Source organism: Sagittula marina (genome assembly GCF_014196795.1).
Taxonomy (GTDB): domain Bacteria; phylum Pseudomonadota; class Alphaproteobacteria; order Rhodobacterales; family Rhodobacteraceae; genus Sagittula; species Sagittula marina.
Window position 1 is genome coordinate 86,013 of sequence record NZ_JACIEJ010000010.1, and the last position, 23,317, is coordinate 109,329.

General features: G+C 62.3%; 27 protein-coding genes. 16 read left to right on the plus strand and 11 right to left on the minus strand.

The annotated features are described in order from the left end of the window. The first annotated feature begins 6 nt into the window (after positions 1-6). Positions 7-480, plus strand: coding sequence for a 6,7-dimethyl-8-ribityllumazine synthase (locus GGQ68_RS18150; RefSeq protein ID WP_183968499.1), 474 nt, complete (start codon positions 7-9; stop codon positions 478-480). Here GGQ68_RS18150 and GGQ68_RS18155 read toward each other — a convergent pair. Then, positions 470-1,198: a 4'-phosphopantetheinyl transferase family protein gene (locus GGQ68_RS18155; protein WP_183968501.1), complete on the minus strand. Its 729-nt coding sequence runs from the start codon at positions 1,196-1,198 to the stop codon at positions 470-472. The genes GGQ68_RS18150 and GGQ68_RS18155 overlap by 11 nt on opposite strands. A gap of 310 nt (positions 1,199-1,508) precedes the next feature. Between GGQ68_RS18155 and queC the strand changes: the two genes are divergently transcribed. From queC to GGQ68_RS18200, 9 genes are all read left to right on the plus strand, one after another. Beyond that, entirely contained in the window at positions 1,509-2,210 is a 702-nt protein-coding gene (gene queC / locus GGQ68_RS18160) for a 7-cyano-7-deazaguanine synthase QueC (protein ID WP_183968503.1), read from the plus strand. Then, complete coding sequence (gene queD / locus GGQ68_RS18165) at positions 2,210-2,563, plus strand: 6-carboxytetrahydropterin synthase QueD (RefSeq protein WP_183968736.1); 354 nt, start codon at positions 2,210-2,212, stop codon at positions 2,561-2,563. The genes queC and queD overlap by 1 nt, the downstream gene beginning before the upstream one ends. Continuing rightward, the gene (queE, locus tag GGQ68_RS18170; protein WP_246429423.1) at positions 2,560-3,276 is read left to right on the plus strand and encodes a 7-carboxy-7-deazaguanine synthase QueE; all 717 of its coding nucleotides are present in this window, start codon (positions 2,560-2,562) and stop codon (positions 3,274-3,276) included. Before queD ends, queE begins: the two co-directional genes overlap by 4 nt. Before the next feature lie 11 nt (positions 3,277-3,287). Then, positions 3,288-3,749, plus strand: a complete 462-nt coding sequence (gene queF, locus GGQ68_RS18175; protein WP_183968507.1) for a preQ(1) synthase — start codon at positions 3,288-3,290, stop codon at positions 3,747-3,749. A 17-nt stretch (positions 3,750-3,766) separates the two neighbouring features. Beyond that, positions 3,767-4,819 (plus strand): quinolinate synthase NadA, encoded by a 1,053-nt coding sequence (gene nadA, locus GGQ68_RS18180; protein WP_183968509.1) that lies wholly within the window; start codon positions 3,767-3,769, stop codon positions 4,817-4,819. Further along, on the plus strand, positions 4,819-6,387 hold the full coding sequence (locus GGQ68_RS18185; RefSeq protein WP_183968511.1) for an L-aspartate oxidase: 1,569 nt from the start codon (positions 4,819-4,821) through the stop codon (positions 6,385-6,387). Before nadA ends, GGQ68_RS18185 begins: the two co-directional genes overlap by 1 nt. After that, entirely contained in the window at positions 6,384-7,229 is an 846-nt protein-coding gene (gene nadC / locus GGQ68_RS18190) for a carboxylating nicotinate-nucleotide diphosphorylase (protein WP_183968513.1), read from the plus strand. The genes GGQ68_RS18185 and nadC overlap by 4 nt, the downstream gene beginning before the upstream one ends. A 151-nt stretch (positions 7,230-7,380) precedes the next feature. Beyond that, positions 7,381-8,502: an aminodeoxychorismate synthase component I gene (locus GGQ68_RS18195; protein ID WP_183968516.1), complete on the plus strand. Its 1,122-nt coding sequence runs from the start codon at positions 7,381-7,383 to the stop codon at positions 8,500-8,502. Beyond that, complete coding sequence (locus GGQ68_RS18200) at positions 8,460-9,131, plus strand: aminotransferase class IV family protein (protein WP_343055987.1); 672 nt, start codon at positions 8,460-8,462, stop codon at positions 9,129-9,131. Before GGQ68_RS18195 ends, GGQ68_RS18200 begins: the two co-directional genes overlap by 43 nt. On the opposite strand, the gene GGQ68_RS18205 is transcribed toward GGQ68_RS18200, so the two are convergent. Further along, on the minus strand, positions 9,095-11,395 hold the full coding sequence (locus GGQ68_RS18205) for an arginine/lysine/ornithine decarboxylase (protein ID WP_183968518.1): 2,301 nt from the start codon (positions 11,393-11,395) through the stop codon (positions 9,095-9,097). The two genes, GGQ68_RS18200 and GGQ68_RS18205, sit on opposite strands and share 37 nt — an antisense overlap. A gap of 190 nt (positions 11,396-11,585) precedes the next feature. Here GGQ68_RS18205 and htpX point away from each other — a divergent pair, with 190 nt between their 5' ends. Then, positions 11,586-12,497 carry a zinc metalloprotease HtpX gene (htpX, locus tag GGQ68_RS18210; RefSeq protein ID WP_183968520.1) on the plus strand — a complete coding sequence of 304 codons (912 nt, stop codon included), beginning with the start codon at positions 11,586-11,588 and terminating at the stop codon, positions 12,495-12,497. A 7-nt stretch (positions 12,498-12,504) separates the two neighbouring features. Here htpX and GGQ68_RS18215 read toward each other — a convergent pair whose 3' ends face one another. From GGQ68_RS18215 to GGQ68_RS18245, 7 genes are all read right to left on the minus strand, one after another. Next, positions 12,505-13,098, minus strand: coding sequence for an ABC transporter ATP-binding protein (locus GGQ68_RS18215; protein WP_183968521.1), 594 nt, complete (start codon positions 13,096-13,098; stop codon positions 12,505-12,507). Further along, positions 13,095-13,871 carry an ABC transporter permease gene (locus tag GGQ68_RS18220; RefSeq protein WP_183968523.1) on the minus strand — a complete coding sequence of 259 codons (777 nt, stop codon included), beginning with the start codon at positions 13,869-13,871 and terminating at the stop codon, positions 13,095-13,097. Before GGQ68_RS18220 ends, GGQ68_RS18215 begins: the two co-directional genes overlap by 4 nt. A gap of 6 nt (positions 13,872-13,877) precedes the next feature. Then, complete coding sequence (locus GGQ68_RS18225; protein ID WP_183968525.1) at positions 13,878-14,843, minus strand: ABC transporter substrate-binding protein; 966 nt, start codon at positions 14,841-14,843, stop codon at positions 13,878-13,880. 103 nt (positions 14,844-14,946) lie between these two features. Beyond that, the gene (locus GGQ68_RS18230; RefSeq protein WP_183968527.1) at positions 14,947-15,210 is read right to left on the minus strand and encodes a PepSY domain-containing protein; all 264 of its coding nucleotides are present in this window, start codon (positions 15,208-15,210) and stop codon (positions 14,947-14,949) included. Positions 15,211-15,230: 20 nt separating this feature from the next. Continuing rightward, positions 15,231-15,671: a cupredoxin domain-containing protein gene (locus GGQ68_RS18235; RefSeq protein WP_183968529.1), complete on the minus strand. Its 441-nt coding sequence runs from the start codon at positions 15,669-15,671 to the stop codon at positions 15,231-15,233. 20 nt (positions 15,672-15,691) lie between these two features. Beyond that, positions 15,692-16,660: a YVTN family beta-propeller repeat protein gene (locus tag GGQ68_RS18240; RefSeq protein WP_183968531.1), complete on the minus strand. Its 969-nt coding sequence runs from the start codon at positions 16,658-16,660 to the stop codon at positions 15,692-15,694. Positions 16,661-16,667: 7 nt separating this feature from the next. Further along, a complete protein-coding gene (locus tag GGQ68_RS18245; protein ID WP_246429424.1) occupies positions 16,668-17,810 on the minus strand; it encodes an ABC transporter substrate-binding protein in 1,143 nt (380 codons plus the stop codon). A gap of 211 nt (positions 17,811-18,021) precedes the next feature. On the opposite strand from GGQ68_RS18245, the gene GGQ68_RS18250 reads away from it, so the two are divergent. Genes GGQ68_RS18250 through GGQ68_RS18265 form a run of 4 tightly spaced genes read left to right on the plus strand, consistent with a single transcriptional unit; the run spans position 18,022 to position 20,789 of the window. Next, the gene (locus GGQ68_RS18250; protein ID WP_183968533.1) at positions 18,022-18,525 is read left to right on the plus strand and encodes a DUF3280 domain-containing protein; all 504 of its coding nucleotides are present in this window, start codon (positions 18,022-18,024) and stop codon (positions 18,523-18,525) included. Then, a complete protein-coding gene (locus GGQ68_RS18255; protein ID WP_183968535.1) occupies positions 18,522-19,070 on the plus strand; it encodes an SRPBCC family protein in 549 nt (182 codons plus the stop codon). The genes GGQ68_RS18250 and GGQ68_RS18255 overlap by 4 nt, the downstream gene beginning before the upstream one ends. Next, entirely contained in the window at positions 19,057-19,992 is a 936-nt protein-coding gene (locus tag GGQ68_RS18260; RefSeq protein WP_183968537.1) for a YVTN family beta-propeller repeat protein, read from the plus strand. The genes GGQ68_RS18255 and GGQ68_RS18260 overlap by 14 nt, the downstream gene beginning before the upstream one ends. After that, positions 19,989-20,789 (plus strand): quinoprotein dehydrogenase-associated SoxYZ-like carrier, encoded by an 801-nt coding sequence (locus GGQ68_RS18265; RefSeq protein ID WP_183968539.1) that lies wholly within the window; start codon positions 19,989-19,991, stop codon positions 20,787-20,789. Before GGQ68_RS18260 ends, GGQ68_RS18265 begins: the two co-directional genes overlap by 4 nt. 153 nt (positions 20,790-20,942) lie before the next feature. Here the strand turns inward: GGQ68_RS18265 and GGQ68_RS18270 are convergent, their stop codons facing one another. Then, a complete protein-coding gene (locus tag GGQ68_RS18270; protein ID WP_183968541.1) occupies positions 20,943-21,800 on the minus strand; it encodes an alpha/beta fold hydrolase in 858 nt (285 codons plus the stop codon). Beyond that, on the minus strand, positions 21,797-22,171 hold the full coding sequence (locus GGQ68_RS18275; RefSeq protein WP_183968543.1) for a hypothetical protein: 375 nt from the start codon (positions 22,169-22,171) through the stop codon (positions 21,797-21,799). Before GGQ68_RS18275 ends, GGQ68_RS18270 begins: the two co-directional genes overlap by 4 nt. 232 nt (positions 22,172-22,403) lie before the next feature. On the opposite strand from GGQ68_RS18275, the gene GGQ68_RS18280 reads away from it, so the two are divergent. Continuing rightward, positions 22,404-23,273: an intradiol ring-cleavage dioxygenase gene (locus tag GGQ68_RS18280; protein WP_183968544.1), complete on the plus strand. Its 870-nt coding sequence runs from the start codon at positions 22,404-22,406 to the stop codon at positions 23,271-23,273. Positions 23,274-23,317: the final 44 nt, after the last annotated feature.

Sequence of the window (23,317 nt, forward strand, 5' to 3'; positions counted from 1 at the left end):
TCCGACATGACCGACTACAGCACCAAACGCATCGCCTTCATCCGTGCCAGCTGGCACGCCGATATCGTTCACCGCGCGCACGACGGTTTCCTCGCCGAGGCGAAGACCAAGCTGCCCGGCGCGAAAGTGGACGCCTACGACGTGCCCGGCGCGTTTGAAATGCCCCTGCTGGCCAAGCGCCTCGCCCAGACCGGCAAGTATGACGCCGTGGTCGCCGCCGCCTTTGTCGTCGATGGCGGGATCTACCGTCACGATTTCGTCTCCGATGCCGTGGTCAAAGGTCTGATGGACGCGCAGATGACCACCGATGTGCCGGTCTTTTCAGTCTCGCTGACGCCGCACAACTATCAGGAAACTGAACTGCTCACCAATTTCTACCGCGAGCATTTCGTGACCAAAGGGGCCGAGGCAGCCAATGCCGTGCGCGGCGTCTTTGACATTGCCCTGCCCGGTCCCGACCTCGCCGTGGTCAACGGGTGATCCAATGGGCCCCCGGTGCCGCTGGGGGCTTGTCTTTCCCGTCCCGGGGTGGCGCGTTTGCGGTTTTGCACAACGCGCTGACCTGATCGTAGAGACGGATTTGCGCGCCGGGCGCTTGTTCCAGCGCGAACACCACCATGATGTGTCCTTGGCAGTGCGACACGCAGCCGTGGATTTGCTGCAACGGCGGCAGAGGCGCGGTGCTTGTGAGCAGCCGCGCTGTCACTTGGGCCCCAAGCACGGAAATTCCGACCTCCGGGAAATCGAGAAAGACGCCCGTCAACGGGTACCACATCTTGTAGAACGCTTCTTTCGCCGCGAAGATAAGTGTGGTGTCGCTGCCGACCGGATCATCGCCTGGGCCATAGATCGTGTCTCGCAGGCCATCCGGCACCGCACCTTGCGGCTCGATATCAACGCCGATTGAACGCAGGGCGGACGTCTTGCCGACCATCACCGCGCAAAGCTGGTCGCTGTGGCTGATTGACCCGCAGAAACCCGCGGGCCAGATCGGAGATCTGTCGGGGTGACGCCCCACAAACGGGTCAGCGCAGCCCATATGACACAGCGCATTTTCGGCCAGACTGCGCCCGGTCAGAAATTCGTGGCGCCGCTTTTCCACGCCCGAGACCTCGTAGCGGTCCATGTCCGGGGCAAAACTGGCGCGGATCGGCCCGACGCGGCAACTGGCCTCTGCTGTGTCAGACGAAATATCCATGACGCATATTAGAACCCGGAGAGAGCCGCGCGCAAGCCGGCCCGCCTGACAGGGGCTGCCCCAAGACGCAGCGTGGCGCTCAAGGTTATACGCACCCATGAGGCACCTCCAAGCGCCCCAAGCCCTGCCCTCAGTTCCGATCACGAGGCATCCGCGGGGCGAAACGTGCGGGGTCGTACACGGATTGCGCACTGCGGACATGGGGCTGCGCCAGCTTGCGACCAACCTCCGATTGCGCCGCCGGTTCGCATCCTGTAAGCCCGCGCGCAACCGGTCGCAGCCCACCCGGTCAACAAAACAAGGGATACACATGAAAACGCTCGTTATCTGCTCCGGCGGATTGGACTCTGTCTCGCTGGCACATATTACCGCAAAGACCCGCGCCTTGACCCGGCTGGTGTCATTCAACTACGGCCAGCGGCATCTGAAAGAACTGGACTTCGCCGCGGAGGCCGCCGCCCGTCTGGGTGTGCCACATCACATCATTGACCTGCGCCCCGTTGGCGCGGCGCTCACAGGATCTGCCTTGACCGATGACATCGACGTTCCCGACGGACACTACGCCGAGGACACGATGAAGATCACGGTCGTTCCAAACCGCAACGCCATCATGCTGAGCGTCGCCTATGGCATCGCGGCCGCAAAGGGCGATCAGGCGGTGGCGACGGCCGTGCATGGCGGCGATCACTTTATTTACCCCGACTGCCGCCCAGCGTTCACCGAAGCCTTTGACACCATGCAAAAAGCGGCGCTGGACGGCTATGCCGATGTCTCGCTTTGGACACCTTTCGTGCGTCGGTCCAAGGCCGATATCGTCACCGACGGCGCAGCCCACGGCACGCCGTTCGACCGCACATGGTCCTGCTACAAGGGCGGCGCGCAACACTGTGGACGCTGTGGTACCTGCGTCGAACGCCGTGAGGCATTCGACCTTGCGGGCGTCGAAGACCCGACCATCTACGCCGACCCGGATTTCTGGCGCGCCGCCGTCGCACAGCACGGAGCGTCATGATGTTTCGCATTTCCAAGGAGTTTCACTTCTCCGCCTCGCACCGGCTGGAGCATCTTCCCCACGATCACCAATGCGCCCGTCTGCATGGCCACAACTATGTCGTCGTGGTGGAGCTTGCGTCAAAAACTCTCAACAGCGACGGTTTCGTCCGCGATTACCACGCGCTGAAGCCGCTGAAGGATTACATCGACGGCCACTTCGACCACCGGCATCTGAACGACGTGATGGACGTGCCTTCCACCGCCGAGAACATGGCGAAACACTTCTTTGACTGGTGCCGCGCCCGCTGGCCCGAGGTCATGGCGGTGAAAATCTCGGAGACGCCAAAAACATGGGCGGAGTATCGGCCATGACACGGGACCGCCCCTTGCGCATCGCCGAGATCTTTGGCCCCACCATTCAGGGCGAAGGTGCGTTAATCGGCGAGCCCACGGTCTTTGTCCGCGCAGGCGGGTGTGACTATCGCTGCGTCTGGTGCGATTCCATGCACGCGGTCGACAGCGCCCATCGCCACGCATGGGCCTCGATGGAGGCCGCGCAGATCATGGACGAGGTGCGTCACCTGTCCGGTGGCCAGCCGCTGACGGTGTCGATCTCTGGCGGCAATCCGGCCATCCAGGACTTTGGCCCCGTGATCGAGATGGGCCGCGCCGAGGGCTATCGCTTTGCCTGCGAGACGCAAGGATCGGTGCCGCAGGACTGGTTCGCGCGCCTCGACACCCTGGTGCTCAGCCCCAAGCCGCCGTCAAGCGGAGAGACGGTGGATTGGGAGCGTTTTGCCGACTGCGTCAGGGCGGGCGCACCGGCCAAGACCGTGATGAAGATCGTGATTTTCGACAACGCCGACTACGCTTGGGCGCAGGAGGCTGCCGCCCGTCACCCTGACCTGCCGCTGTATCTGCAACCGGGCAACCCGGAGGTCGATCCGGACGTGGCCGTCAGCCTGGAGGCCACGACCGCGCGGCTGCGCTGGCTGGTGGACAAGGCCACCGCCGACCGCTGGTTCGCTCCCCGTATCCTGCCACAGCTTCACGTGCTCCTGTGGGGCAACTTGCGCGGCGTCTGAAAGGAACTTTCATGTCGGATATCTACAAGGATCTTACGCAGCTCGGCGGTGCGACCGCCCTGCCCGCCTCGCCCGAAGCGGCAGAGCTGGAGCGCGTGCAAAACCCACAGGCGGACGTGGACTATAACGTCCGCTTTACCGCGCCGGAGTTCACCTCGCTGTGCCCGATGACCGGACAGCCCGACTTTGCCCATATCGTGATTGACTATGTGCCCGGCGAATGGCTGGTGGAGTCGAAGTCGCTGAAGCTGTTTCTGGGATCTTTTCGCAATCATGGCGCGTTTCATGAGGATTGCACCGTGTCGATCGGACGGCGGCTGGTCGACTTCCTCGACCCGCGCTGGCTGCGGATCGGCGGCTACTGGTATCCGCGCGGTGGCATCCCCATCGATGTCTTCTGGCAGACCGGGCCACTGCCCGAGAGCGTCTGGATTCCCGATCAGGGTGTCCCTCCCTACCGCGGCCGCGGCTGAGTTAAAGGAATACCGACATGAATATCCATGCCTCTACCATCACCCAGACATTGGCCGAGCATTACGATCTCTCCCCAAATCTCGCGCTGGCCGAAGAGATGAAAGACACCTACGCCCGTATGGCGCGCGTCGTCTCCCCCGCCGACTGGGCGATGCATGCCCCCTACGTGAAGGCGATCAACGAGCTGAAGGCCAAGCGCAACGCCGTGATCCTTGGGCACAACTACATGACGCCGGACATTTACCACGGCGTGTCCGATTTCGTCGGCGATAGCCTGCAACTGGCGATCAAGGCCGCCGAGGTGGAGGCCGACGTGATCGTGCAGGCGGGCGTGCACTTCATGGCGGAGACGTCGAAAATCCTCAGCCCCGACAAGATCGTGTTGATGCCTGATATGCAGGCCGGGTGTTCGCTGGCCGAATCCATCACTGCCGAGGGCATCGAGGAGATGCGCGCAAAATATCCCGGCGCGCCGGTCGTCAGCTATGTGAACACCACCGCCGAGGTGAAGGCCGCATCGGATATCTGCTGCACCTCGTCGAACGCGCTCCGCATCGTGAATGCGATGGAGCAGGACACGGTGATCATGACGCCGGACCAGTACCTTGCGCAGAACGTGGCGAATGAAAGTCACAAGAACATCGTTTACTGGCCCGGCTCCTGCATCGTGCACGAGCAGTTCACGCCACAGGATCTGCGCGATTATCGCGCCTACAATCCCGGCGTGCGGCTGATCGCGCACCCGGAATGCCCGCCGGACGTGGTGGCAGAGGCGGATTTCAGCGGCTCTACCAGCGGCATCCTGAAATACGTCACCGATGAAAAACCGGAAAAAGCGCTGCTGATCACCGAATGCTCCATGGCGTCGAACATCTCTGACCAGTTGCCGGAAGTCGAGTTTGTCGGGCCGTGCAACATGTGCCCCTACATGCGCAAGATCACGCTGGAGAACATCCTTTGGGTGCTGCATTCGATGGAAAACCAGGTTGAGGTCGACGAAGAGATCGCGGCAAAGGCGCGCCTGTCGGTGCAGCGCATGATCGACCTGTCCAAAAAGCTGGGTCTGTGATGCAGGAGGTCACCACCTCCCGCGTGGTGATCGTCGGCGCGGGACTGGGCGCGCTGTATGCCGCGCTGGAATTGGCACCGCGTCCGGTGGTTCTGATCTCTCCCGAGCCGTTGGGCGAAGGCGCGAGTTCTGCATGGGCGCAGGGCGGTGTCGCCGCCGCGATGGATGCCAGCGACACTGCCGCCGCCCACGCCCGTGACACGGTAAAGGCCGGGGCAGGCACGGTGGACGCCGAGGTCGCAGATCTGGTGACACGGGATGCGCGGGACTTCATCCTCGACCTGACGGCCAAGGGCACGCCCTTTGATCGCGGTGCCGACGGCGGCTATGTGCTGTCGCGTGAGGCGGCGCACAGCTTTGCCCGTGTGGTGCGGGTGAAGGGCGATCAGGCCGGTGCGCAGATCATGGCCACGCTGATCGACGTGGCGCGGAAGACGCCCTCAATCCAGGTGCTCGAAGGGGTCATGGCCATCGGGTTGGAGACCTCCTCCGATGGGCGGGTCGAAGGTCTGGTGGTCCAGTCCGCCTCCGACACCGGGTCCGATCCGGTCATGCTGCGCGGCGCTGCGGTGCTGCTGGCGGGCGGCGGGTCGGGTGGGCTGTATGCCGTGACAACGAACCCGCCGCGCATTCGCGGGCAGGTGATCGGGTTGGCTGCGCGGGCGGGGGCAGTGATCGCCGATGCGGAATTCGTCCAGTTCCACCCCACCGCCATTGACGTGGGCGAAGACCCCGCACCGCTCGCCACCGAAGCCTTGCGCGGAGAAGGCTCGATCCTGTTGAACCGTCAGGGCCAGCGATTCATGACCCAAGTTCACCCCGATGCAGAGCTGGCACCGCGCGACGTGGTGGCCCGGGCGATCTATGCGCAGACACAGGCGGGCAATCGCCCCGTGCTGGACACGCGCGACGTTCTCGGGGCGCGGATCCTGACGCAATATCCGGCGGTTGCCTCAGCCTGCACCCGCAACGGCATCGACCCGGCGACCCAGCCGATCCCCGTGGCCGCCGCCGCGCATTATCACATGGGTGGCATCGCCACGAACACCGAGGGGCGCGCGTCGTTGAAAGGCCTCTGGGTCTGTGGCGAGGCGTCCTCCACCGGCCTGCACGGCGCGAACCGTCTGGCGTCAAACGGGCTGTTGGAGGCGCTTGTGTTTGCCCGCATCTGCGCCCAAGGCATCGCAGCCGAGGTCCCGGAGGCCGACGCGCCGCCAGTCGTGCTGGACCTTTTCGGGTCCGGCGTCCCGCCCGATGCAGAGGCCGTGCGCCAGCTTCGCGAGACCATGACCACCGGTGTCGGAGTTGTGCGCGATGCCACCGGTCTGTCCCGCGCGCTGCGCACCATCGCCGCGTTGGAGCAGGCGCATGGCGACAGCCCCTCTTTCCTCAACATGTGTGCCACCGCCACGCTGATCGCTGCCGCAGCCCTCCTGCGTGAAGAAAGTCGCGGCGCGCATGAGCGCTCGGACTTCCCGACCCCGCACGCGGGTCCGGGCGAACGTTCTTTCCTGACTTTGGACGGTGCCCTGACTTTGCGCGCCCGTATTTGCGAGACCCCAGAATGACCGCCACCCTTCCTGATCTGATCCTTGAACCCATGGTGAAAAATGCCCTGCTCGAAGACCTCGGCAGCTATGGCGACATCACCACGCGCACCGTCGTCCCGGCTGGCGTGACGTACACCGCAAGGCTGAACGCACGGGCAGAGGCGGTTGTCTCCGGGATGCAGGTGGCCCGGCTGGCGTTTCATCTGGTGGACCCGGCGCTCGATGTGCAGGTCAACGCGCCCGACGGCACGCGCTGCGCCCCCGGTGACACGCTGATGACCATCACGGGCGCCGCCCAGTCGATCCTGACCGGCGAACGTGTGGCGCTGAACTTTGCAGGCAGGCTTGCGGGCATCGCGACCAAGACCGCCAGTTTTGTCGCGCAGACCCGTGGCACCCAGGCCCGCATCACCTGCACGCGAAAGACCACGCCGGGCCTGCGCATTGTCGAAAAGCTCGCCGTGCTGCACGGAGGAGGGTTCAACCACCGCTATTCGCTGTCGGACGCGATCCTGATCAAGGACAACCACATCGCCGCCGCCGGGGGCGTGCGGGCCGTGCTGGAAGCTGTAAAGGCGCAGGCCAGCCACATGATGGCGGTGGAAATCGAGGTCGATACGCTGGATCAGCTGGCCGAGGTGTTGTCGGTCGGCGGCGCGTCGGTTGTTTTGCTGGACAATATGGACAACGATATGCTGCGCGAGGCTGTGGCGATGGTCGACGGCCGCATCACCACCGAGGCCAGCGGCAATGTCCATCTCGACCGCGTGGCCTCTATCGCCGCGACCGGCGTAAATTATATCTCTGCCGGGGCGCTGACCCATTCGGCGCAGACTGTGGATTTCGGGCTGGATTTCTGAGCCTCGGCGATTGAAGTTCCCGCCGATCCACGGCAAGGGCTGCACCAGGTAGCCGCCTGTCGCCTTGGGACGGGATGGGGCGCATTCTGCCCTCTGCGCCGGGTCGAACTTTGGCAAGAACAGGCTTTGAGACAGGCAACGGACACTGGCCATGTACATCCGCTTTGACACTGGCCCGGAGGGGCGCGCAGCCTGCTTTGACTTGCCGCGCCACCTCATCGAGGCTTGGACGGCTGACGAGGTTCCGGCGGCTTTTGCGGCTTTGGATCAGGCGCAGGCCGATGGGTTCTGGCTGGCAGGGTATGCAAGCTATGAGCTGGGCTATGCGCTGGAACCCCGGCTTTTGGCTCTGATGCCAGAGGGGCGGCGGCAGCCCCTGGTGTCTTTTGGCGTCTACGCAGGTCCGCGCGAGGCCGACGCTTTGTCCGGCGGGGCGTTTGAGCTTGGCGCGTTTGAACCCGACTGGGACGCGGCGCGCTATGGGCAGGCCTTTGAAGAGGTGCACGAGCGGATCGGCGCGGGCGACATCTACCAGGCCAATCTGACCATGCCGTTGCGGGCGTCTTTTGAAGGTGATCCGCGGGGGCTATACGCCGCGCTGACCGCACGTCAGCCCGTCAGCCAAGGTGCCCTGATCCTGCCGGAGACAGGGCCGGTTGTGCTGTCACGCTCCCCCGAGGTGTTCTTTTCCGTGGATGCCGGGGGCCGCATCGCCACCCGCCCGATGAAAGGCACCGCGCCGCGTGGCAGCACGGCACTTCAGGATGCGGCGCTGCGCGATGCGCTGACGCAGGATGAGAAGACCCTCGCCGAAAACCTGATGATCGTCGATTTGCTGCGCAACGATCTGTCCCGACTGGCAATGCCCGGATCGGTACGGGTGCCCGAATTGTTCAAGGTCGAAACCTACGAGACCCTGCACCAGCTGGTCAGCCAGATCGAGGCACGGCTGGCACCGGGCACCACTTTGGCGCAGATCTTTGCCGCGCTGTTCCCCTGCGGGTCGATCACCGGCGCGCCCAAGATCCGCGCGATGGAGGTCATTCGCGCGCTGGAGCAGCGGCCCCGCGACGCCTATTGCGGGGCCATCGGCTGGGCCGCGCCGGACGGGCGGGCGCAGTTCAACGTGGCGATCCGCACGCTGATTGTGGAGGCTGACGAGGCCGTGTTGAATGTGGGCGGCGGTCTTGTGTGGGACAGCGGCGCAGATAGTGAATATGAGGAAGCCCTGTGGAAAAGCCGTTTCGCCACGTTCCAGACGGAACGCGCCTGATTGAGACCATGCTCTGGCAGCCGGGGGGTGGCGTGGCCTTGGCGGCGCGGCACCGTGATCGGCTGTGCCTGTCGGCGCGGCGGCTGGGCTTTGACTTTGATCCGTCAACGTTTTATCGTGCCTTAAACGAGGTTTCTGGCGATGCTCCACGACGGTTGCGGCTGACGCTGGATGCGTCGGGCGTGGTGGATATGAGCTGTGCGCCTGCGCCCTCCCCGGCAATGCTGTGGCGCGTGGCGGTTGCACCGCACCGGCTGGCGTCGGATGATCCATGGCTGAGGGTGAAATCCACCCGGCGTGCGATCTATGATGCCGCGCGCGCGGATCTGCCAGACGGGGTGGATGAGCTGATATTCCTAAACGAAGACGGCCATCTGGCCGAGGGCACCATCTGCAACGTTCTGGTAGAGCGTGACGACGGATGGGTCACACCGCCCCTGACGGACGGCGCGTTGCCCGGTGTCATGCGGGCGGAGTTGCTGGCGCGCGGCGAGGTCCGCGTCGCCAGCGTCACGCTGAAGCAGTTGACCGCCGCGCCCCGCCTGCGCCTGTGCAATGCATTGCGCGGCCAGATCGAAGCGCGACTGGTGCCTTATGTCTCCGAGGACGCCACGCAGTCGGCGAAATAAAGCGTCTCACCATTCGGGCGTTTTTCGACCACCAGACCATGAATGTCGGTCTCGAACCCCGGACATTCCCGCGCGAAATCACGGTTGAAGCGCAAGTATTCCACGATCTTGGCGTTGAACACCTCTCCCGGAACCAAGAGCGGAATGCCCGGTGGGTAGGGCGTGACCAACGAGGTGGTGATGCGCCCTTCGAGATCGTCAATGGCCACCCGCTCCGTCTTGCGCCGCGCGATCTGAGCGTAGGCATCCGAAGGCGTCATCGCAGGGTGGTGGTCGCTCAGGTAGATCTCGGTGGACAACCGCGCGACGTCGTATTTGGCATACATCTCATGCACGTGCTGGCAGAGATCCTTCAGCCCCATTGTTTCATACCGCGCTTGTGCCGCGCAGAATTCCGGCATGACGCGCCACAGCGGGTTGTTGCGGTCGTAATCGTCCTTGAACTGCTGCAACGCCGCCAGAAGCGTGTTCCACCGCCCCTTGGTGATGCCGATGGTGAACATGATGAAGAAGCTGTACAGCCCGGTTTTTTCCACCACGACGCCATGTTCAGCGAGATATTTCGACACGATGGAAGCAGGAATGCCGCTGTCGTCAAAATGCCCCTCGATGTCCAGCCCCGGCGTGATGATCGTCGCCTTGATCGGGTCCAGCATGTTGAAATCACGGGCCATGTCGCCGAACCCGTGCCAGCTGTCCTTGCCGCCGGGCTCCATGCCGTCGCTGTCGGTCCGCTTGAGCTGCCAGTCCTTGGCCGCGCCCATGCCGTCCTCTGTCTCGTCGAAATCTTCCGGGCCCCAGACCTTGAACCACCAGTCCTGATCGTACTCCTTGCCGACCTTCTTCATGGCGCGGCGGAATTCGAGGCTTTCGACGATGCTTTCCTCGACCAGCGCCGTGCCGCCCGGAGGCTCCATCATCGCCGCCGCCACATCGCACGACGCGATGATGGAATACTGCGGCGAGGTGGAGGTGTGCATCAGATAAGCTTCGTTGAACAGATGCCGGTCGAGTTTGGTTTCCTCGGAATCCTGCACCAGAACGTGGCTTGCCTGAGAGATCCCGGCCAGCAACTTGTGCACCGATTGCGTCACATAGGTCACGGACTTCTTGGTCCGCCCACGCTTGCGACCCATGGCGTGATAGGTGCCGTAGAAGGGGTGGAAGGCCGCGTGCGGCAGCCATGCCTCATCGAAATGCAGGTTCTCGATCCAGCCGTCGAGCGCCCCCTTGATCGCTTCGGTGTTGTAGAGCACGCCGTCATAGGTGGATTGCGTCACCGTCATGATGCGCGGCTGCACCTTGTCGTGGTCATAATCCTTGAGCAGCGGGTTGGCGGCGATTTTCGCCTTGATCGATTCCGGCTCGAATTCGGACCGCTGAATCGGGCCGATTATGCCCCAATGGTTGCGCGTGGGTTTTAGGAAAACCGGGATCGCCCCGCACATGATGATCGAATGCAGGATTGATTTGTGACAGTTGCGATCAACCACAACCACGTCACCGGGGGCGACGGTGTGGTGCCAGACCATCTTGTTCGAGGTGCTGGTGCCGTTGGTCACAAAGAAACAATGGTCGGCGTTGAAAATGCGCGCGGCGTTCTTTTCAGATTCGCCAATCGCGCCGTTGTGGTCGAGCAGCTGGCCCAGTTCCTCGACCGCGTTGCACACGTCGGCGCGCAGCATGTTTTCACCGTAGAACTGGTGGTACATCTGCCCGATGGGCGATTTCAGAAAGGCAACGCCGCCAGAGTGGCCCGGACAGTGCCACGAATACGATCCGTCCTCGGCATAATCCAACAGCGCCTTGAAGAACGGCGGCTGGATGTATTCCAGATAGCTTTTCGCCTCTCGGATGATGTGCTTGGCGACAAATTCCGGCGTATCCTCGAACATATGGATAAAGCCGTGCAGCTCCCTCAAGATATCATTGGGCAGATGCCGCGATGTCTTTGTCTCGCCATGCAGAAAGATCGGCACATCGGCGTTCTTCCAACGCAGTTCCTCGATGAAGTTGCGCAGGTTGACGACGGCCGGGTCCAGGTCGGGACCTTGCGAGAATTCCTCGTCGTCGATCGACAGAACAAAGGCCGAGGCGCGGCTTTGCTGTTGGGCGAATTGCGACAGATCGCCGTAGGAGGTCGCCCCGAGCACCTCAAAGCCTTCGGCTTCAATGGCCTGCGCAAGCGCACGGATGCCAAGGCCGGAGGTGTTCTCGGAACGGAAATCCTCGTCGATGATGACGATGGGAAAGCGGAATTTCATGGCTGTCTCCTTGGGGGACGCGCGGTGTCTGACACTCGTTCTTTCGTTCTACACTCAGCGCGTCAAGGCATTGCGTGCGAACCATTGCGTCAAGCCACCACACATGCAAAGCACTTCATTGCTCATGTGGCCTGCGCCCTCTTGGCACGACGCGCGACGCGCCCATATGTGAGACAGGAGGACCTGCAATATGGGTTACGCAAAGACAGCTTTGTTGATGGCCGCGATGACGGCCCTGTTCATGGGCCTGGGCTATTTCCTTGGCGGCACCGGCGGCGCGCTGATTGCGCTGGTCATCGCCGCAGGCATGAACGTCATGACCTGGTGGAATTCCGACCGCATGGTGCTGAAAATGCATAATGCGCAGTTGGTCACGCGCGGCGACCGGTACGGCCTGACCGCAATGGTCGAGGAGCTGTCGCGCAACGCGGGGCTCCCGACGCCGGCCACCTATATCATCAACCAGCCGCAGCCCAATGCCTTTGCCACCGGGCGCAATCCGCAAAACGCCGCCGTCGCCGTGACCACCGGACTGATGCAATCTCTCAGCCGCGAGGAATTGGCCGGGGTCGTGGCGCACGAGCTGGCCCACATTCGCAACCACGACACGCTTATCATGACCATGACGGCGACCTTTGCCGGTGCGATCACCATGCTGGCGAATTTCGGCATGTTCTTTGGCGGGCGCCGCGAAGGTGGGGCCGGGATCATAGGCACGCTGGCGATGATGTTCCTAGCGCCCATGGCCGCAATGCTGGTGCAGATGGCGATTTCACGTACCCGCGAATATGCAGCAGACAAGGCTGGCGCAGAGATCTGTGGCAATCCGATGTGGCTGGCGACGGCGTTGGAACGCATCGCAGAAGGGGCCGCGCAGATCGACAACGCCACAGCAGAGCGCAACCCCGCCACGGCGCATATGTTCATCATCAACCCTCTGCATGGCGGCGCGCGCGACAACCTGTTCGCCACGCACCCGGCCACGGAAAACCGTATTGCGGCCTTGCGCCAACTGGCCGGGCCGACAGCCACCCGTCCGCAACGCGCCCTGAAGCCGCGCCCCCAGCCCACGCGCAAGCGCGACGCCGGTCCGTGGGGGTAAGGAAACGTCAGTTGGTCAGACTCGCCGGGGTTCCCGAAAGCTCCAGAACGCGGTCGGCCAGCCTGTCGGCCTCGGATCTGGCGTGGGTCACGAACAAGGTGGCAGGACGATGCTCGGCGATCAACGCCTCAGACAGGCCGATCATCTGATCCGCCATATCCGGGTCCAGGGATACAAATGGTTCGTCCATGATCAACAGTTCCGGCGATCCGGCAAAGGCCCGCGCCAGTGAAAGGCGTCTTTGCTGTCCAAGTGACAGATGACCGGGGAAGGCATCGCCGCGCCCCTCCAGTCCCACGCGGGTCAAGGCGCGCTCGGCCCCGTCACGGCTGAGACCCGGCTGGGTCAGCAACAGATTGTCCCGCGCCGAGCGCCAAGGCAGCAGCGTCGGTTCCTGAAACACGATGGCCATGGCGTCAGGGCGCGTCACGTTGCCTTCGAACCGATTGTCGATCCCGGCGACGATACGCAGCACGGTGGACTTGCCGATCCCGGACGGCCCCACCAGCGCGACGGTTTCCCCCGGCGCGATGTCAAACCGAACGGTGCCCAGAACTTGCGTCGGCCCGAAATGTTTCGCGCGGATGTCGACCCGGATCATTCCGCCCTCCATCGGCGCACATGCCGTTCCCACGGTTGCAGAACCAGCCATTCCACCATCAGCATCACCACGATGAAGCTGAAGGCGTAGACCAGCACCATCGCCACATCGAACAGTTGGAAATACAGATGGATCTGGAATCCGACACCGGAGGATCGACCGAGGAACTCCACCACCAACACGATCTTCCAGATCACAGCGATCCCTGACCGCGCGGCGGCGGTGATGAACGGCGCAAGCTGAGGCACGGTGACGTGTCGCAACCGTGCCCATCCGGACATGCGATAGACCTTTGCCATCGCGTCGATCTGAGGGTCGAGCGCGCGCGCGCCTTCGCGGATCACCGTGGCGACATTGGGGATCTTGTTGAACACCACGGCAAGTATCGCTGCCGTTTCGTTCAGCCCGATCCAGAGGTAGCACAGCACGATCAGCACCAGCGCCGGCAGGTTGAGAAAGATCACCAACCACGGGTCGAGCCATTGGTTCACCCTTGGATACCGGCCCATCACCAGCCCCAGCGCGCAGCCCGCCAGCATCGCAAGCGAAAAGGCCCAGATGACCCGCAGCAGTGTCGCGCCAAGATGATACAGAAGCTCGCCGGATGTGAGTTCGCGGAGAAACGGTTGTATCAAAGCCCAAGGTTGCGGCAAAACCTGCGCGTCATCTGTCAGGGCTGCGGCGACGATCCAGAGCAACAGCAACGCAGCGATAGACAGGCCCGTGGTCGCGCCTGTCGAAATGGTCTGTCTGGCCTCCGGCGTGCCTTGCATCAGCGATCAGTCGAGGTCCGCAAAGAGGCCCTCGGGCACCTCGGTCGCTTGGCCCACAAGATCCTCTCCGCCAAGGTCGTTCATCAGCGCCAGCATCTTGTTCACGCCGTCCATGTCGACCGGACCGGCGGCGGGAATGCCCGCGATCCAATCGGCCTTGAGCGTATCGAACTGCGCATCGGTCTTGGCGTTCATGATCGGGCGAATTGCGTCCCAGGCAGCATCATCGCTGGCCAACAGATCCTTTGCATCGCGCGATGCGTCATACAGGGCCTGCGCCAGATCGGGGTTCTCGTCCAAGAAGCTCTGTTTGAGATAGTATCCCAGCAACGGCGTATCGGGGTTCAGACCCAGCGCTTCGCCCGCTGTCGCGACAGAGATCACCTCCTTCATGCCGGCGGCCTTCATCTTGGCCAGAAAATGCCAGAAGTTGATCGCGCCTTGCGTTTCTCCGGAAAGCCCGGCCTTGAAGATCAGCGGCGGCGCACCAAAAACCTGTTCGGTCTCGGCCTTCAGGTCCATGCCATATTCCTGCTGAGCATAGGCGCGCAGGATCAGCCAGCTTTTGTCGAGCGGTCCACCTGCGATGCCGACCTTGGACCCGGCCAGATCCTGGAGCGACGTCACGCCTGAATCGGCCGGGGTCACCAACCCGCCGACTGCTTTTGAATAGGGGATAAAGACGTAATCCTTGCCCGCAGCACGCTGACGCGCGACCCAGATCCAGTCCGCAACAGCCATGTCGGCTTCGCCGCCCTCGACCGCCACACGGGTCGCGCCATTGTCGGCGTAGGGCGCAATGTCCAAGGTGAAGCCGTGTTTTTCGTCGAACCCCTGATCGACGATGGTCTTGAGCTCCCAGTTCACGGTCCCGATCTTTAGCACGGCAGCTCGGATGGTCGGCATGTCCTGCGCCATCGCGGGCGTGGCCAGCACCAGCGCGGCGGCCGCGCCTTTGATAAAGTCGAACATGTCTTCCTCCCCTTGGACATCCTCTGAAAAAAGCTGGGAGAGGTCGCCCTCCCCCAGCTTCAACTTAGCGGTGGTGCAGCGCACTGCACCCGATGCTTTGGTCTTATTCGGCGCGACGGCCAACCTCGTTCAGGTCGGCGTCGAGTTCAATGTCGAACTGATCGCCGCCCTTGCAGATCACGTCGTCCAGCTCGTAGCCGCCGTCTTCCATTTCGATATCGTCCGGAGCCATCTGGCATTCCATATCCGTCAGCATCGACATGATTGCATCGACCGTTTCCTGCGGAATCTCCATCTCTTCGTGACTGTCTGCGAAGACCGGCGAAGCAAGGCCCAGGATCAGGGCTGCGGTTGCAAAACGTTTCATATGTGTTCCTCCCGTAAAAGTTATTGAATGGACAGTGTGATCTGCTGTGTCTCGCCGGTGGAGCCGGGAATCCGCAGCGTGTGACGCCCCGGCTTGATCGCGACAAAGGACAGCTCTGCCACGCCCGCCTTGTCGAACTCGATGGAATCGATGGCCATGGGGCGGATTTCGATCTTGTTGATGACGATTTCATTCATCCAGATCGCGCGGAAAAACGACGGCCCTTCCACGGCCAGCTCGGCGGAGCCGTCCGCCTCGATCACCAGCGTGTAATACGCACCCGACTGCAGCACCGTGTCCTCGCCCAGCGGTTTGCCGGAGGACAGCGTGAGCATGATGTCCTCTCCACGGTTGCAGGACGCCAGCAGCCCGGCAAAGCCCATCTCATCACACAGCGGCGCGGCCATCACAGGCCCCCCCAGCATCAAAGCCACCGCGGCGGCGGCACATCTCTTGAACATATATCCTCCCAAAACTTGTTTCATTCGATCGTCACCACGCCCCAGGGCTGTTGGCCCACCTGCACGGATTTGATCGCCTTTTCCTGGTCCACGTCGATGACGGTAATGTCGTTGGAGTTGCCGTTGGTCGTCAGCAGGTATTTGTTGTCCGGCGTGAAATCGAGCTGCCAGACCCGCTGCCCGGTCATGATGTATTTGTCGACTTCCAGCGTCTCTCCATCAACAACCGCAACCCGGTTGGCCGGGCCAAGTGCGACGAAAATACGAGAGCCATCCGGCGTGACCTTCACTCCAACGGGCTGCAACCACTCAGGCAGAACGCCCGGCACTTCAAAGCCGATCTTCTTGATCAGCGTAGGTGCGCCGTCCTCGGCGATGTCCATGACCGATACCGTCCCGCCGATTTCCGAGCTGACGAACAACCGGGTGCCGTCGTCGGTGTATTGCGCGTAGCGCGGGCGCTGATCGACCAGCACGTTGTGCTTGATCTTGTAATCCTCGGTGGAGATGAAGTGCGCCATGTTCGTCGTTTCCGACGTGTTCACCACCCATTTGGCATCCGGCGACATGCCCATGCCTTCTGGTTCGACGCCCACGGGCACCTCCGCCAGAATGGTGCGGCTTTCGGTGTCCGTCACCGTCACCAGGTTGTCGTCCTCGTTGGCGATGTACAGCCGCTTGCCCGAGGGCTCGATGATGAACAGTTCCGGGTCGGGACCGGAGGGCAGGCTCGGCAACTCCTCGTAGGTTTCGGTATCGAACACCCGCACAAGGTTGTCGTCGGAGGCGCAGACATACAAATGTTTGCCATCAGGCGACACGGTGATCCCGCGCGGGCGGTTGCCGGCAGAAAACTCTTCCAGAACCTCCCATGTTTCGGTGTCCACGACGGTGACAGTGTTGCCCCGCTCGTTGGTGACAAAGGCTTTCCCGGCCAAGGCTGGCACGGCAAGGGTCGCAAGAGCGGTGGCAAGCAGAAACTGTTTCATGATGTCCTCACTGAAATGCGGTGCAGGCGGATTCCGGTTCATCCAGTCCCAGCGTGTCGAGGCTGGTGACCTGATGCAGAAACCCGTCCTGTGGGCTGACGGAGACAGTAATCATGCCGTCGTACAGGATGATCGGTTGGCGGAGCTGTCCGTTCCACGGGCGAAACGTGACCGCCTGCCCCTTGAAGGCCGCCAGTTCAAAGGCGTCTGACAGCACATAGTCACGGAGCGCTTGCGGATCGTTGGTCGAGGCGCGCGTGACCGCCTCCCCCACCACGCGCAGGGCAAGCCAGACGTTGTAATCCTCCGGCTGCACGTAGCGCCGGGTCAGCGCCTCGAACCGGGTTTGAAACTGCGTCGCGCCCCAGGCCTCATGCGCGCCATGAAAGCTGACGGGCCGCAACCCGCCGGAGCCCATCACCGGACGCGGGTCCCACAGGTTATAGCTGAGGTAGCGCGCGAAATAATCCGTCGCATCGGCGGCGATCACCACGTCGTGCCGCGATGCGCCCTGGGTGTCCAACGGCAACTGTCGCTGCACCATCACATGCCCGGAATCCGTGCGGCGTGCGCCGCCGGGATCCTCGAACATGCGGTCCTCGGCGATGTCAGCGCCAAACTTGCGCGCCGACCGCCGATAGCTTTCCGCCAGCGCAAGGTCCGCCGGGTTGGAGCCGTAAATCAGGAACCAGCGGTCCCATTGCTTCCACTTGGCGAATTGCGCCACGGCGTCGGTTTTCATTTGATTGGACGGCGCGATGTGCAGCAGATTGGCGTTGCAGCCCTGATCCCGCAGCGACGTGTCGGGCGCCGTGGCGTTGAACACAATGGCATCCTGCGCCGCAGCCTTTTTGGTCAGACGCAACAGATCCTCTGCCTCGGCCATCACGACGATAAGCTTGACCCCATCGGCCAGCAGCGCATCCATTGCGGCATCAGCGCCGTCCGGCGCGGTGGCCACGGTTTGCGTCTCGAACGTATGCCCGAGGAACGATCCGGTCGTGTTGTTGTCCTCATCGGCCAGCGCCGCCCCGGCAAAGCCAAGATCCTCGGCTTTCAGGTCATATCGAGAAATCGGCAAAAGCCGCTGGTAGTCAATCCGCAGAACGGCGGCCTCGACCTCCACAGCGGCGGCCTGAAGCGCACTCATACAATATAGACCGGCCGCCAAAAGCGGTGCGCACATTCGTATCAAATCATCCTCCCCGGCCTGCTGTTGGCATGTCAGGCTCCCTCCTCGAAACCTGACAAAAACAGACACCGTTACAACCGATACTTTTGGTCGGGTTGTTCACTCAGCCTAGCCGGGACACCATTGTATACGACTCTTAATTTCTAAGAGATTTTCTGAGAAGGAGCCTATGGCCCGCCTGCTGACCACTCTTTTGCTTGTCCCGCTGCTGACCCTTGCAGTGCCCTGCACCGCCGGGGAAAAAGTTGCGTTTTTCGGGATCCATCTATTGGACAATTCGATCCAGACAGAAGCTGCTGGACAGGACCCTGCCGAACTCGCCCGCCGGGATATGCTCGAAGAGCTGGTCCGCGAAAGGTTCACCGCAGAGGGCTGGGAACTGCTTGATCTTGCGCCGGTACAGGACAGGCTGGATCGCGTGGCCAATCCGGCGAAATGCTATGGCTGCGACGCCCGCATGGCCACCGACCTTGGCGCGGATTACGCGCTGGTGGGCGAGGTGCAGAAGATCTCAAACCTGATCTTGACGGTGAACCTGCAACTGCGGGACGCGTCGAGCGGCGAGACGGTGAAGGGCCGCGTGGTGGACATCCGCGGCAACACCGATGCCTCATGGATGCGTGGGATGCGCTACATCCTAAAAACGGCTTTTTTCAATGGGGAGGAACAATGAAAAGACGCCATTTCCTGATGACCGCAGCGGCGGTCACAGCTATGCCCGCCGTGGCGCTGGCCCACGGCCCGTCGCGCCAAAAGGTGACGATGACCACCGAACTGGCCGCCGATCCGGCAGAGGTCTGGGCCGCCGTTGGCGATTTCCAGGACATGTCCTGGCACCCGGCTGTGGTTTCCTCGACCGGAGAGAACGGCAACGAGATCGACGCCACGCGTGATTTGTACCTGTCCGATCAGGGCGCGGATGGGCCGATGCTCAAAGAGGTGCTCTACAAGTTCTCCGACGAGAAGATGAGCTACTCCTACCGCATTCGCGAGGACGACGTAGCGGTGCTGCCGGTCACCAACTATTCGTCCCACGTGACGGTGAAACCCCGCGACGGCGGCGGGTCGATCTTTGAATGGCGCGGCGCCTTCTATCGCGGCTATCCCAACAACGAGCCCCCCGAAGACCTCAACGACGAGGCCGCGCTGGCTGCGGTGACTGCTGTTTACCAACTTGGTCTCGACGCTTTGGTTGAGCGGTTCGGTGCGGCGAGCTGATCTTGCCCTGATCCTGACCCTCGCGGCCACCTCCGTGGCGGCGGGGGATCTTGCCTATGTCACCTGTCAGAACGGCAACGCGCTCAGCGTGTTGGACCTCGACACGGGAGAGACGCGCGCCACCTGGGACGTGCCGGGAAAACCCGCAGGCGTGGCCGTGGCATCCGACGGCTCGGTCTTTACCGTTTCTCCCGATGACGCAACGGTGCGCCGATATGGTCCCGACGGCGTGGTGCAGGCGGACATCGTGCTGGACGGCGGCCCGATTGGCATCGTTCTGGACGCGCCGCGCGCCCGGCTGTTCGTCACCGATTGGTACAACGCCCGCATCTGGGTTTTGACCACCGACCTTGTCCCCGTCACCGAACTCACCACCGGCACCGCCCCTGCCGGGCTTGCCCTGTCCCCCGATGGCCGCTGGCTGGCTTCGGCGGACAAGGATGCCGATCAGGTGTCGGTGTTCGACGCCGACAGCCTGAAATTGCACCGGACGGTCAAGGTCGGCTCCCGCCCCTTTGGCTTGCGCTTTGGCCCGGAGGGCCGGCTGTTTGTCGGCAATGTCGGCTCCAACGACGTCACTGTTTTGGACCCCGACAGCGGCATGACACTGGCCACAGTGCCCGTGGGCACCCGGCCCTATGGCGTGGCGTTTGCCAAGGGACGCGCCTTTGTCACCAACCAATACGAAGATTCCGTCAGCGTCATCGCGCTCGACACGCTTCAACACCTGCGCAAGATTGCTGTGGGAGAGTACCCGGAAGGAATCGACACTACATCCGATGGCGCGCGCCTCGTCGTGGCAAACTGGTTCGAAAATTCGGTCAGCGTGATCGACGCGCAAACGCTGGAGGTGGTGGATCAGATCGACACCGCCGACGGACCGCGTGCCTTTGGCGTGTTCATCAGGGAGGATACGGAATGAAACTGTTGCCGATTGCTCTGGTCGCGATAACCGCCCTGCCCGCCTGGGCCGACACATGGGATGATCTCGCGCCTCAAGTCTGGGGCGAGAGGGCTTTGCTGGACGGTTCCGATATGATCGCGCTCGACGCGCCGTACCGCACGCCAGACGACGCCCGAACCCAGATCGCCGCCATGATCCGCGCGCCCGAAGGGCTGACCCTTGGCGAGGTCACACTTGTTCTGGACGAAAATCCCATGCCGGTCTCAGCCGTGTTCACCATGGCTCAGCCGCAGGGATCGTTCTTCTTTGACGTGACCATGCGCGTGAACGGACCCACGCCGCTGCATGTGGTGGCAGAAACCACCGACGGCAGGCTTTGGATGGTTGAAGGTTTCGTAAAAACCTCTGGCACCGGGGCCTGCGCCGCGCCTCCGGGCACCGACCCGGCAGAGGCGCTGGCCACATTGGGCAACATGGACCTGAACGTGGGGGACCTGCTGCCCGGAGGCCCGACAGACCGACTGGCTATGCTGGCCTCGCGGAACAAGCGGCTGGATCTGGACATCCAACACCCCTCTCATTCCGGAATGCAGATGGACCAGATCAGCCTTCTTTATATCCCCATGCGCTATGTCGAAGATGTGCAGATCGACATCGACGGCGCGGGATATGTGGATGTGACCGGTTCGATATCCCTTTCAGAAAACCCCTCGCTCGGCCTGTCCGTGCCGGGCCGCACACGGTCCGTCGATGTCACCATGACCGACACTGACGGCACGGTGAGCAAAGCGCATAAGGACGTTGCCGGGTTTTAGTCCAAAGGTTGGACTGCATAGCCGATCAGCGCCGCCAGCGGGCTGCTGACGGTGATGACTTTGCTATTGGCGGCAACACTCAATGCGATTGCCGAGGACCGCATTTAACGAGGCAGGCGAAATGTACCAGCCTGCCCCCTTATGGGGTCTGACTTACCCTGCGATTTGCGCCTGTGGTTGCGGCATCCGCGCCAATCCGTCGACAAAGAACGGACGGAACCCGTCCGGATGTTCGCTCATCGGAAAATGGCCGACTTCTTCCATGATTGACAGGGTCGCCCCGTCGATCTGATCGGCGGTACGTTTTGCGTCCTCCGGGGTGCAGGTGAAATCATATGCGCCGACGATGAAGTGCACTGGCGTCTTGGCCGTGTCGATCCGGTGCAATTGGCCCACAAGGCTATCGTCCTGCGTATAGAAGGACAGATCCCCCCTGAACACGCCCGGCCCGCTTTGCTGGAACATCCACAACGTGTTCCAACGCTCGGTCAGCGGCGCATGTGGAGAGATATTGGTGCTGACCAGCGCCGCGCCCATCTCGCCGCCATGAGCATCAGGCCGGTGGAACCAGTCGATGTCGTACCAGGCGGGCTGAAAGTCGCTGGCTTCGATCGCAAGGAACCCGCTGAAGGCATCCGGATGATGCACCGCCAGTTGCAGCGCAATGCGCCCGCCCATGGACACACCCGCCAGGACCGGCTGGTCCAAGTCCAGCGCGCGCGCCACGGCCAGCACGGTTTCCATGTAGACTTCCGTGGACAGCAGATATTCCTCGGTCTGGAACCCTTCGGGCGGCAGGCTCTTGCCGTGCCATGGCATGTCAAAGGCAATGACACGGTTGGTGGCCGTGATCTCGGCATCGTTCAGGATATGCCGCCACTGGCGCGTGTCCGATCCGGCGGTGTGCAGACACAGCACCGGACGGCCCTGCCCCGCTTCTTCGAAATAGATGCGCTGCTGACGACCGGCGATCTCTACCGTGACATAGCGCCCGCAAATTTGCTCGATCATGCGGCAACTCCTTCACGTCCCAAGGCGAGAACCTCTTTGAAAAACCGCAGGTTTTTCACCAGCAGCAGCATGTCACCCACGATCTCGGCGCGGCCGATCTTTACCATGGCAAAGATGTCGTGAAAGCCCGGCGCAGGCAGTGACTGCCAAAAGGCCCGCAGTGCTTCGGCGTCCGTCACAAAACCAAAGCGGTAAGGCGTCTTCTTGGACGGGCCTTCGACGATGCGGTCAATCCGCCCCTTTTCGAACACCAGGTAGAACTCCTGCCCATCCACCTTCAGCAACACTGTTTCCGAGAACAGCGCCCCAATCCGATGCAGATGCGGACTGCGGTCCAACCCTGCCTGAATCTCTTTGAGCGTGTCGTGCATGAGGCGCCTCCGTTTCGTCCGTGCAGAACATGACGTCTGCGACAGGCTCTGCAAGGTATGAAACAATACCTCATCATACCCGCCAAGGCGTCACGTCTGAGACCTTTTCGATATCGCACCATACCTCCGGCGTCTCTTCCCAGATACCCGTCTGACGTGCACAGTCTGCCTATCAAAACAAGACCGGCGTTTGAAGGCTGGCCTGTGTTTGACGCTTAGGAGGAGGAACCCAATGCGTAACGTGACCGTAGAGAACGTGACCGATGTCGTCGTCGAGGCGATCGGTGCCAGCCAAGACATTCCCGACCGCCAGAAGGACATCATGACCGCATTGGTCAAGCATCTGCACGGCTTCTGCAAGGACGTGAACCTCACCCACGCGGAGTTCATGCAAGCCTGTGATTTCCTCGCCCGCGCCGGGGCGGTCTGCTCGGACAAACGCCAGGAGTTCATCCTGCTGGGGGACATCCTGGGCGTCGAGGTGCTGTGCGACATGCTATCGAACCCGACACCCAACGGGGAAACCACCGGCACGGTGCTTGGTCCGTTTTTCCGCGAAAACGCACCCGTCCTGCCGCATGGCGCGTCAATCGTGCAAAAGAGCTTCGACACCGAAGAAACCGTCTTTATGGAGGGTTACGTAAAAGACGCTCAGGGCAACCCGGTAAAGCAGGCCGTTATCGACATCTGGGAAGATGCGCCCAATGGCCTGTATGAAAACCACGACCCCGAACAGCCCGATTACAATCTGCGCGGTCGCTTCGAGACCGATGAAAACGGATACTACGCCTGCCGCGCCATCCGCCCGGTGCCCTACCCCATCCCATCCGACTGGACCGCGGGCGAGATGATTTCCTACATGGGTCACCACACCATGCGCCCGGGCCACATCCACGTGATGATCGCAAAGGACGGCTACCGCACGCTTATCTCGCAGCTCTACGACTCGTCCTCGGACTACCTCGACAACGATTCCGTCTTCGCGGTGAAGGAAAACCTCATCGGTGAGTTCCAGAAAACTGGCGCAGATCACGGCACAGATCTCTATGTGAAGTTCGATTTTGTCCTTGCCGAACAGTCGCTTGCCATGGCGGCCGAGTAAATCTACAGACCCGCGCGCAGTCTCACCGGCGGCGCGCGGACACC

Excerpts from the sequence above, each read along its gene's own strand:
- GGQ68_RS18250 (WP_183968533.1), top strand. The coding sequence starts at position 18,022 with ATGGCCCGCCTGCTGACCACTCTTTTGCTTGTCCCGCTGCTGACCCTT.
- GGQ68_RS18155 (WP_183968501.1), bottom strand. The coding sequence starts at position 1,198 with ATGGATATTTCGTCTGACACAGCAGAGGCCAGTTGCCGCGTCGGGCCG.
- queD (WP_183968736.1), top strand. The coding sequence starts at position 2,210 with ATGTTTCGCATTTCCAAGGAGTTTCACTTCTCCGCCTCGCACCGGCTG.
- GGQ68_RS18265 (WP_183968539.1), top strand. The coding sequence starts at position 19,989 with ATGAAACTGTTGCCGATTGCTCTGGTCGCGATAACCGCCCTGCCCGCC.
- GGQ68_RS18185 (WP_183968511.1), top strand. The coding sequence starts at position 4,819 with ATGCAGGAGGTCACCACCTCCCGCGTGGTGATCGTCGGCGCGGGACTG.
- GGQ68_RS18215 (WP_183968521.1), bottom strand. The coding sequence starts at position 13,098 with ATGATCCGGGTCGACATCCGCGCGAAACATTTCGGGCCGACGCAAGTT.
- queC (WP_183968503.1), top strand. The coding sequence starts at position 1,509 with ATGAAAACGCTCGTTATCTGCTCCGGCGGATTGGACTCTGTCTCGCTG.
- queE (WP_246429423.1), top strand. The coding sequence starts at position 2,560 with ATGACACGGGACCGCCCCTTGCGCATCGCCGAGATCTTTGGCCCCACC.
- GGQ68_RS18150 (WP_183968499.1), top strand. The coding sequence starts at position 7 with ATGACCGACTACAGCACCAAACGCATCGCCTTCATCCGTGCCAGCTGG.
- GGQ68_RS18225 (WP_183968525.1), bottom strand. The coding sequence starts at position 14,843 with ATGTTCGACTTTATCAAAGGCGCGGCCGCCGCGCTGGTGCTGGCCACG.
- GGQ68_RS18220 (WP_183968523.1), bottom strand. The coding sequence starts at position 13,871 with ATGCAAGGCACGCCGGAGGCCAGACAGACCATTTCGACAGGCGCGACC.
- GGQ68_RS18240 (WP_183968531.1), bottom strand. The coding sequence starts at position 16,660 with ATGAAACAGTTTCTGCTTGCCACCGCTCTTGCGACCCTTGCCGTGCCA.
- GGQ68_RS18245 (WP_246429424.1), bottom strand. The coding sequence starts at position 17,810 with ATGAGTGCGCTTCAGGCCGCCGCTGTGGAGGTCGAGGCCGCCGTTCTG.
- htpX (WP_183968520.1), top strand. The coding sequence starts at position 11,586 with ATGGGTTACGCAAAGACAGCTTTGTTGATGGCCGCGATGACGGCCCTG.
- nadA (WP_183968509.1), top strand. The coding sequence starts at position 3,767 with ATGAATATCCATGCCTCTACCATCACCCAGACATTGGCCGAGCATTAC.
- GGQ68_RS18205 (WP_183968518.1), bottom strand. The coding sequence starts at position 11,395 with ATGAAATTCCGCTTTCCCATCGTCATCATCGACGAGGATTTCCGTTCC.
- GGQ68_RS18275 (WP_183968543.1), bottom strand. The coding sequence starts at position 22,171 with ATGCACGACACGCTCAAAGAGATTCAGGCAGGGTTGGACCGCAGTCCG.
- GGQ68_RS18270 (WP_183968541.1), bottom strand. The coding sequence starts at position 21,800 with ATGATCGAGCAAATTTGCGGGCGCTATGTCACGGTAGAGATCGCCGGT.
- queF (WP_183968507.1), top strand. The coding sequence starts at position 3,288 with ATGTCGGATATCTACAAGGATCTTACGCAGCTCGGCGGTGCGACCGCC.
- nadC (WP_183968513.1), top strand. The coding sequence starts at position 6,384 with ATGACCGCCACCCTTCCTGATCTGATCCTTGAACCCATGGTGAAAAAT.
- GGQ68_RS18280 (WP_183968544.1), top strand. The coding sequence starts at position 22,404 with ATGCGTAACGTGACCGTAGAGAACGTGACCGATGTCGTCGTCGAGGCG.
- GGQ68_RS18235 (WP_183968529.1), bottom strand. The coding sequence starts at position 15,671 with ATGTTCAAGAGATGTGCCGCCGCCGCGGTGGCTTTGATGCTGGGGGGG.
- GGQ68_RS18195 (WP_183968516.1), top strand. The coding sequence starts at position 7,381 with ATGTACATCCGCTTTGACACTGGCCCGGAGGGGCGCGCAGCCTGCTTT.
- GGQ68_RS18230 (WP_183968527.1), bottom strand. The coding sequence starts at position 15,210 with ATGAAACGTTTTGCAACCGCAGCCCTGATCCTGGGCCTTGCTTCGCCG.
- GGQ68_RS18255 (WP_183968535.1), top strand. The coding sequence starts at position 18,522 with ATGAAAAGACGCCATTTCCTGATGACCGCAGCGGCGGTCACAGCTATG.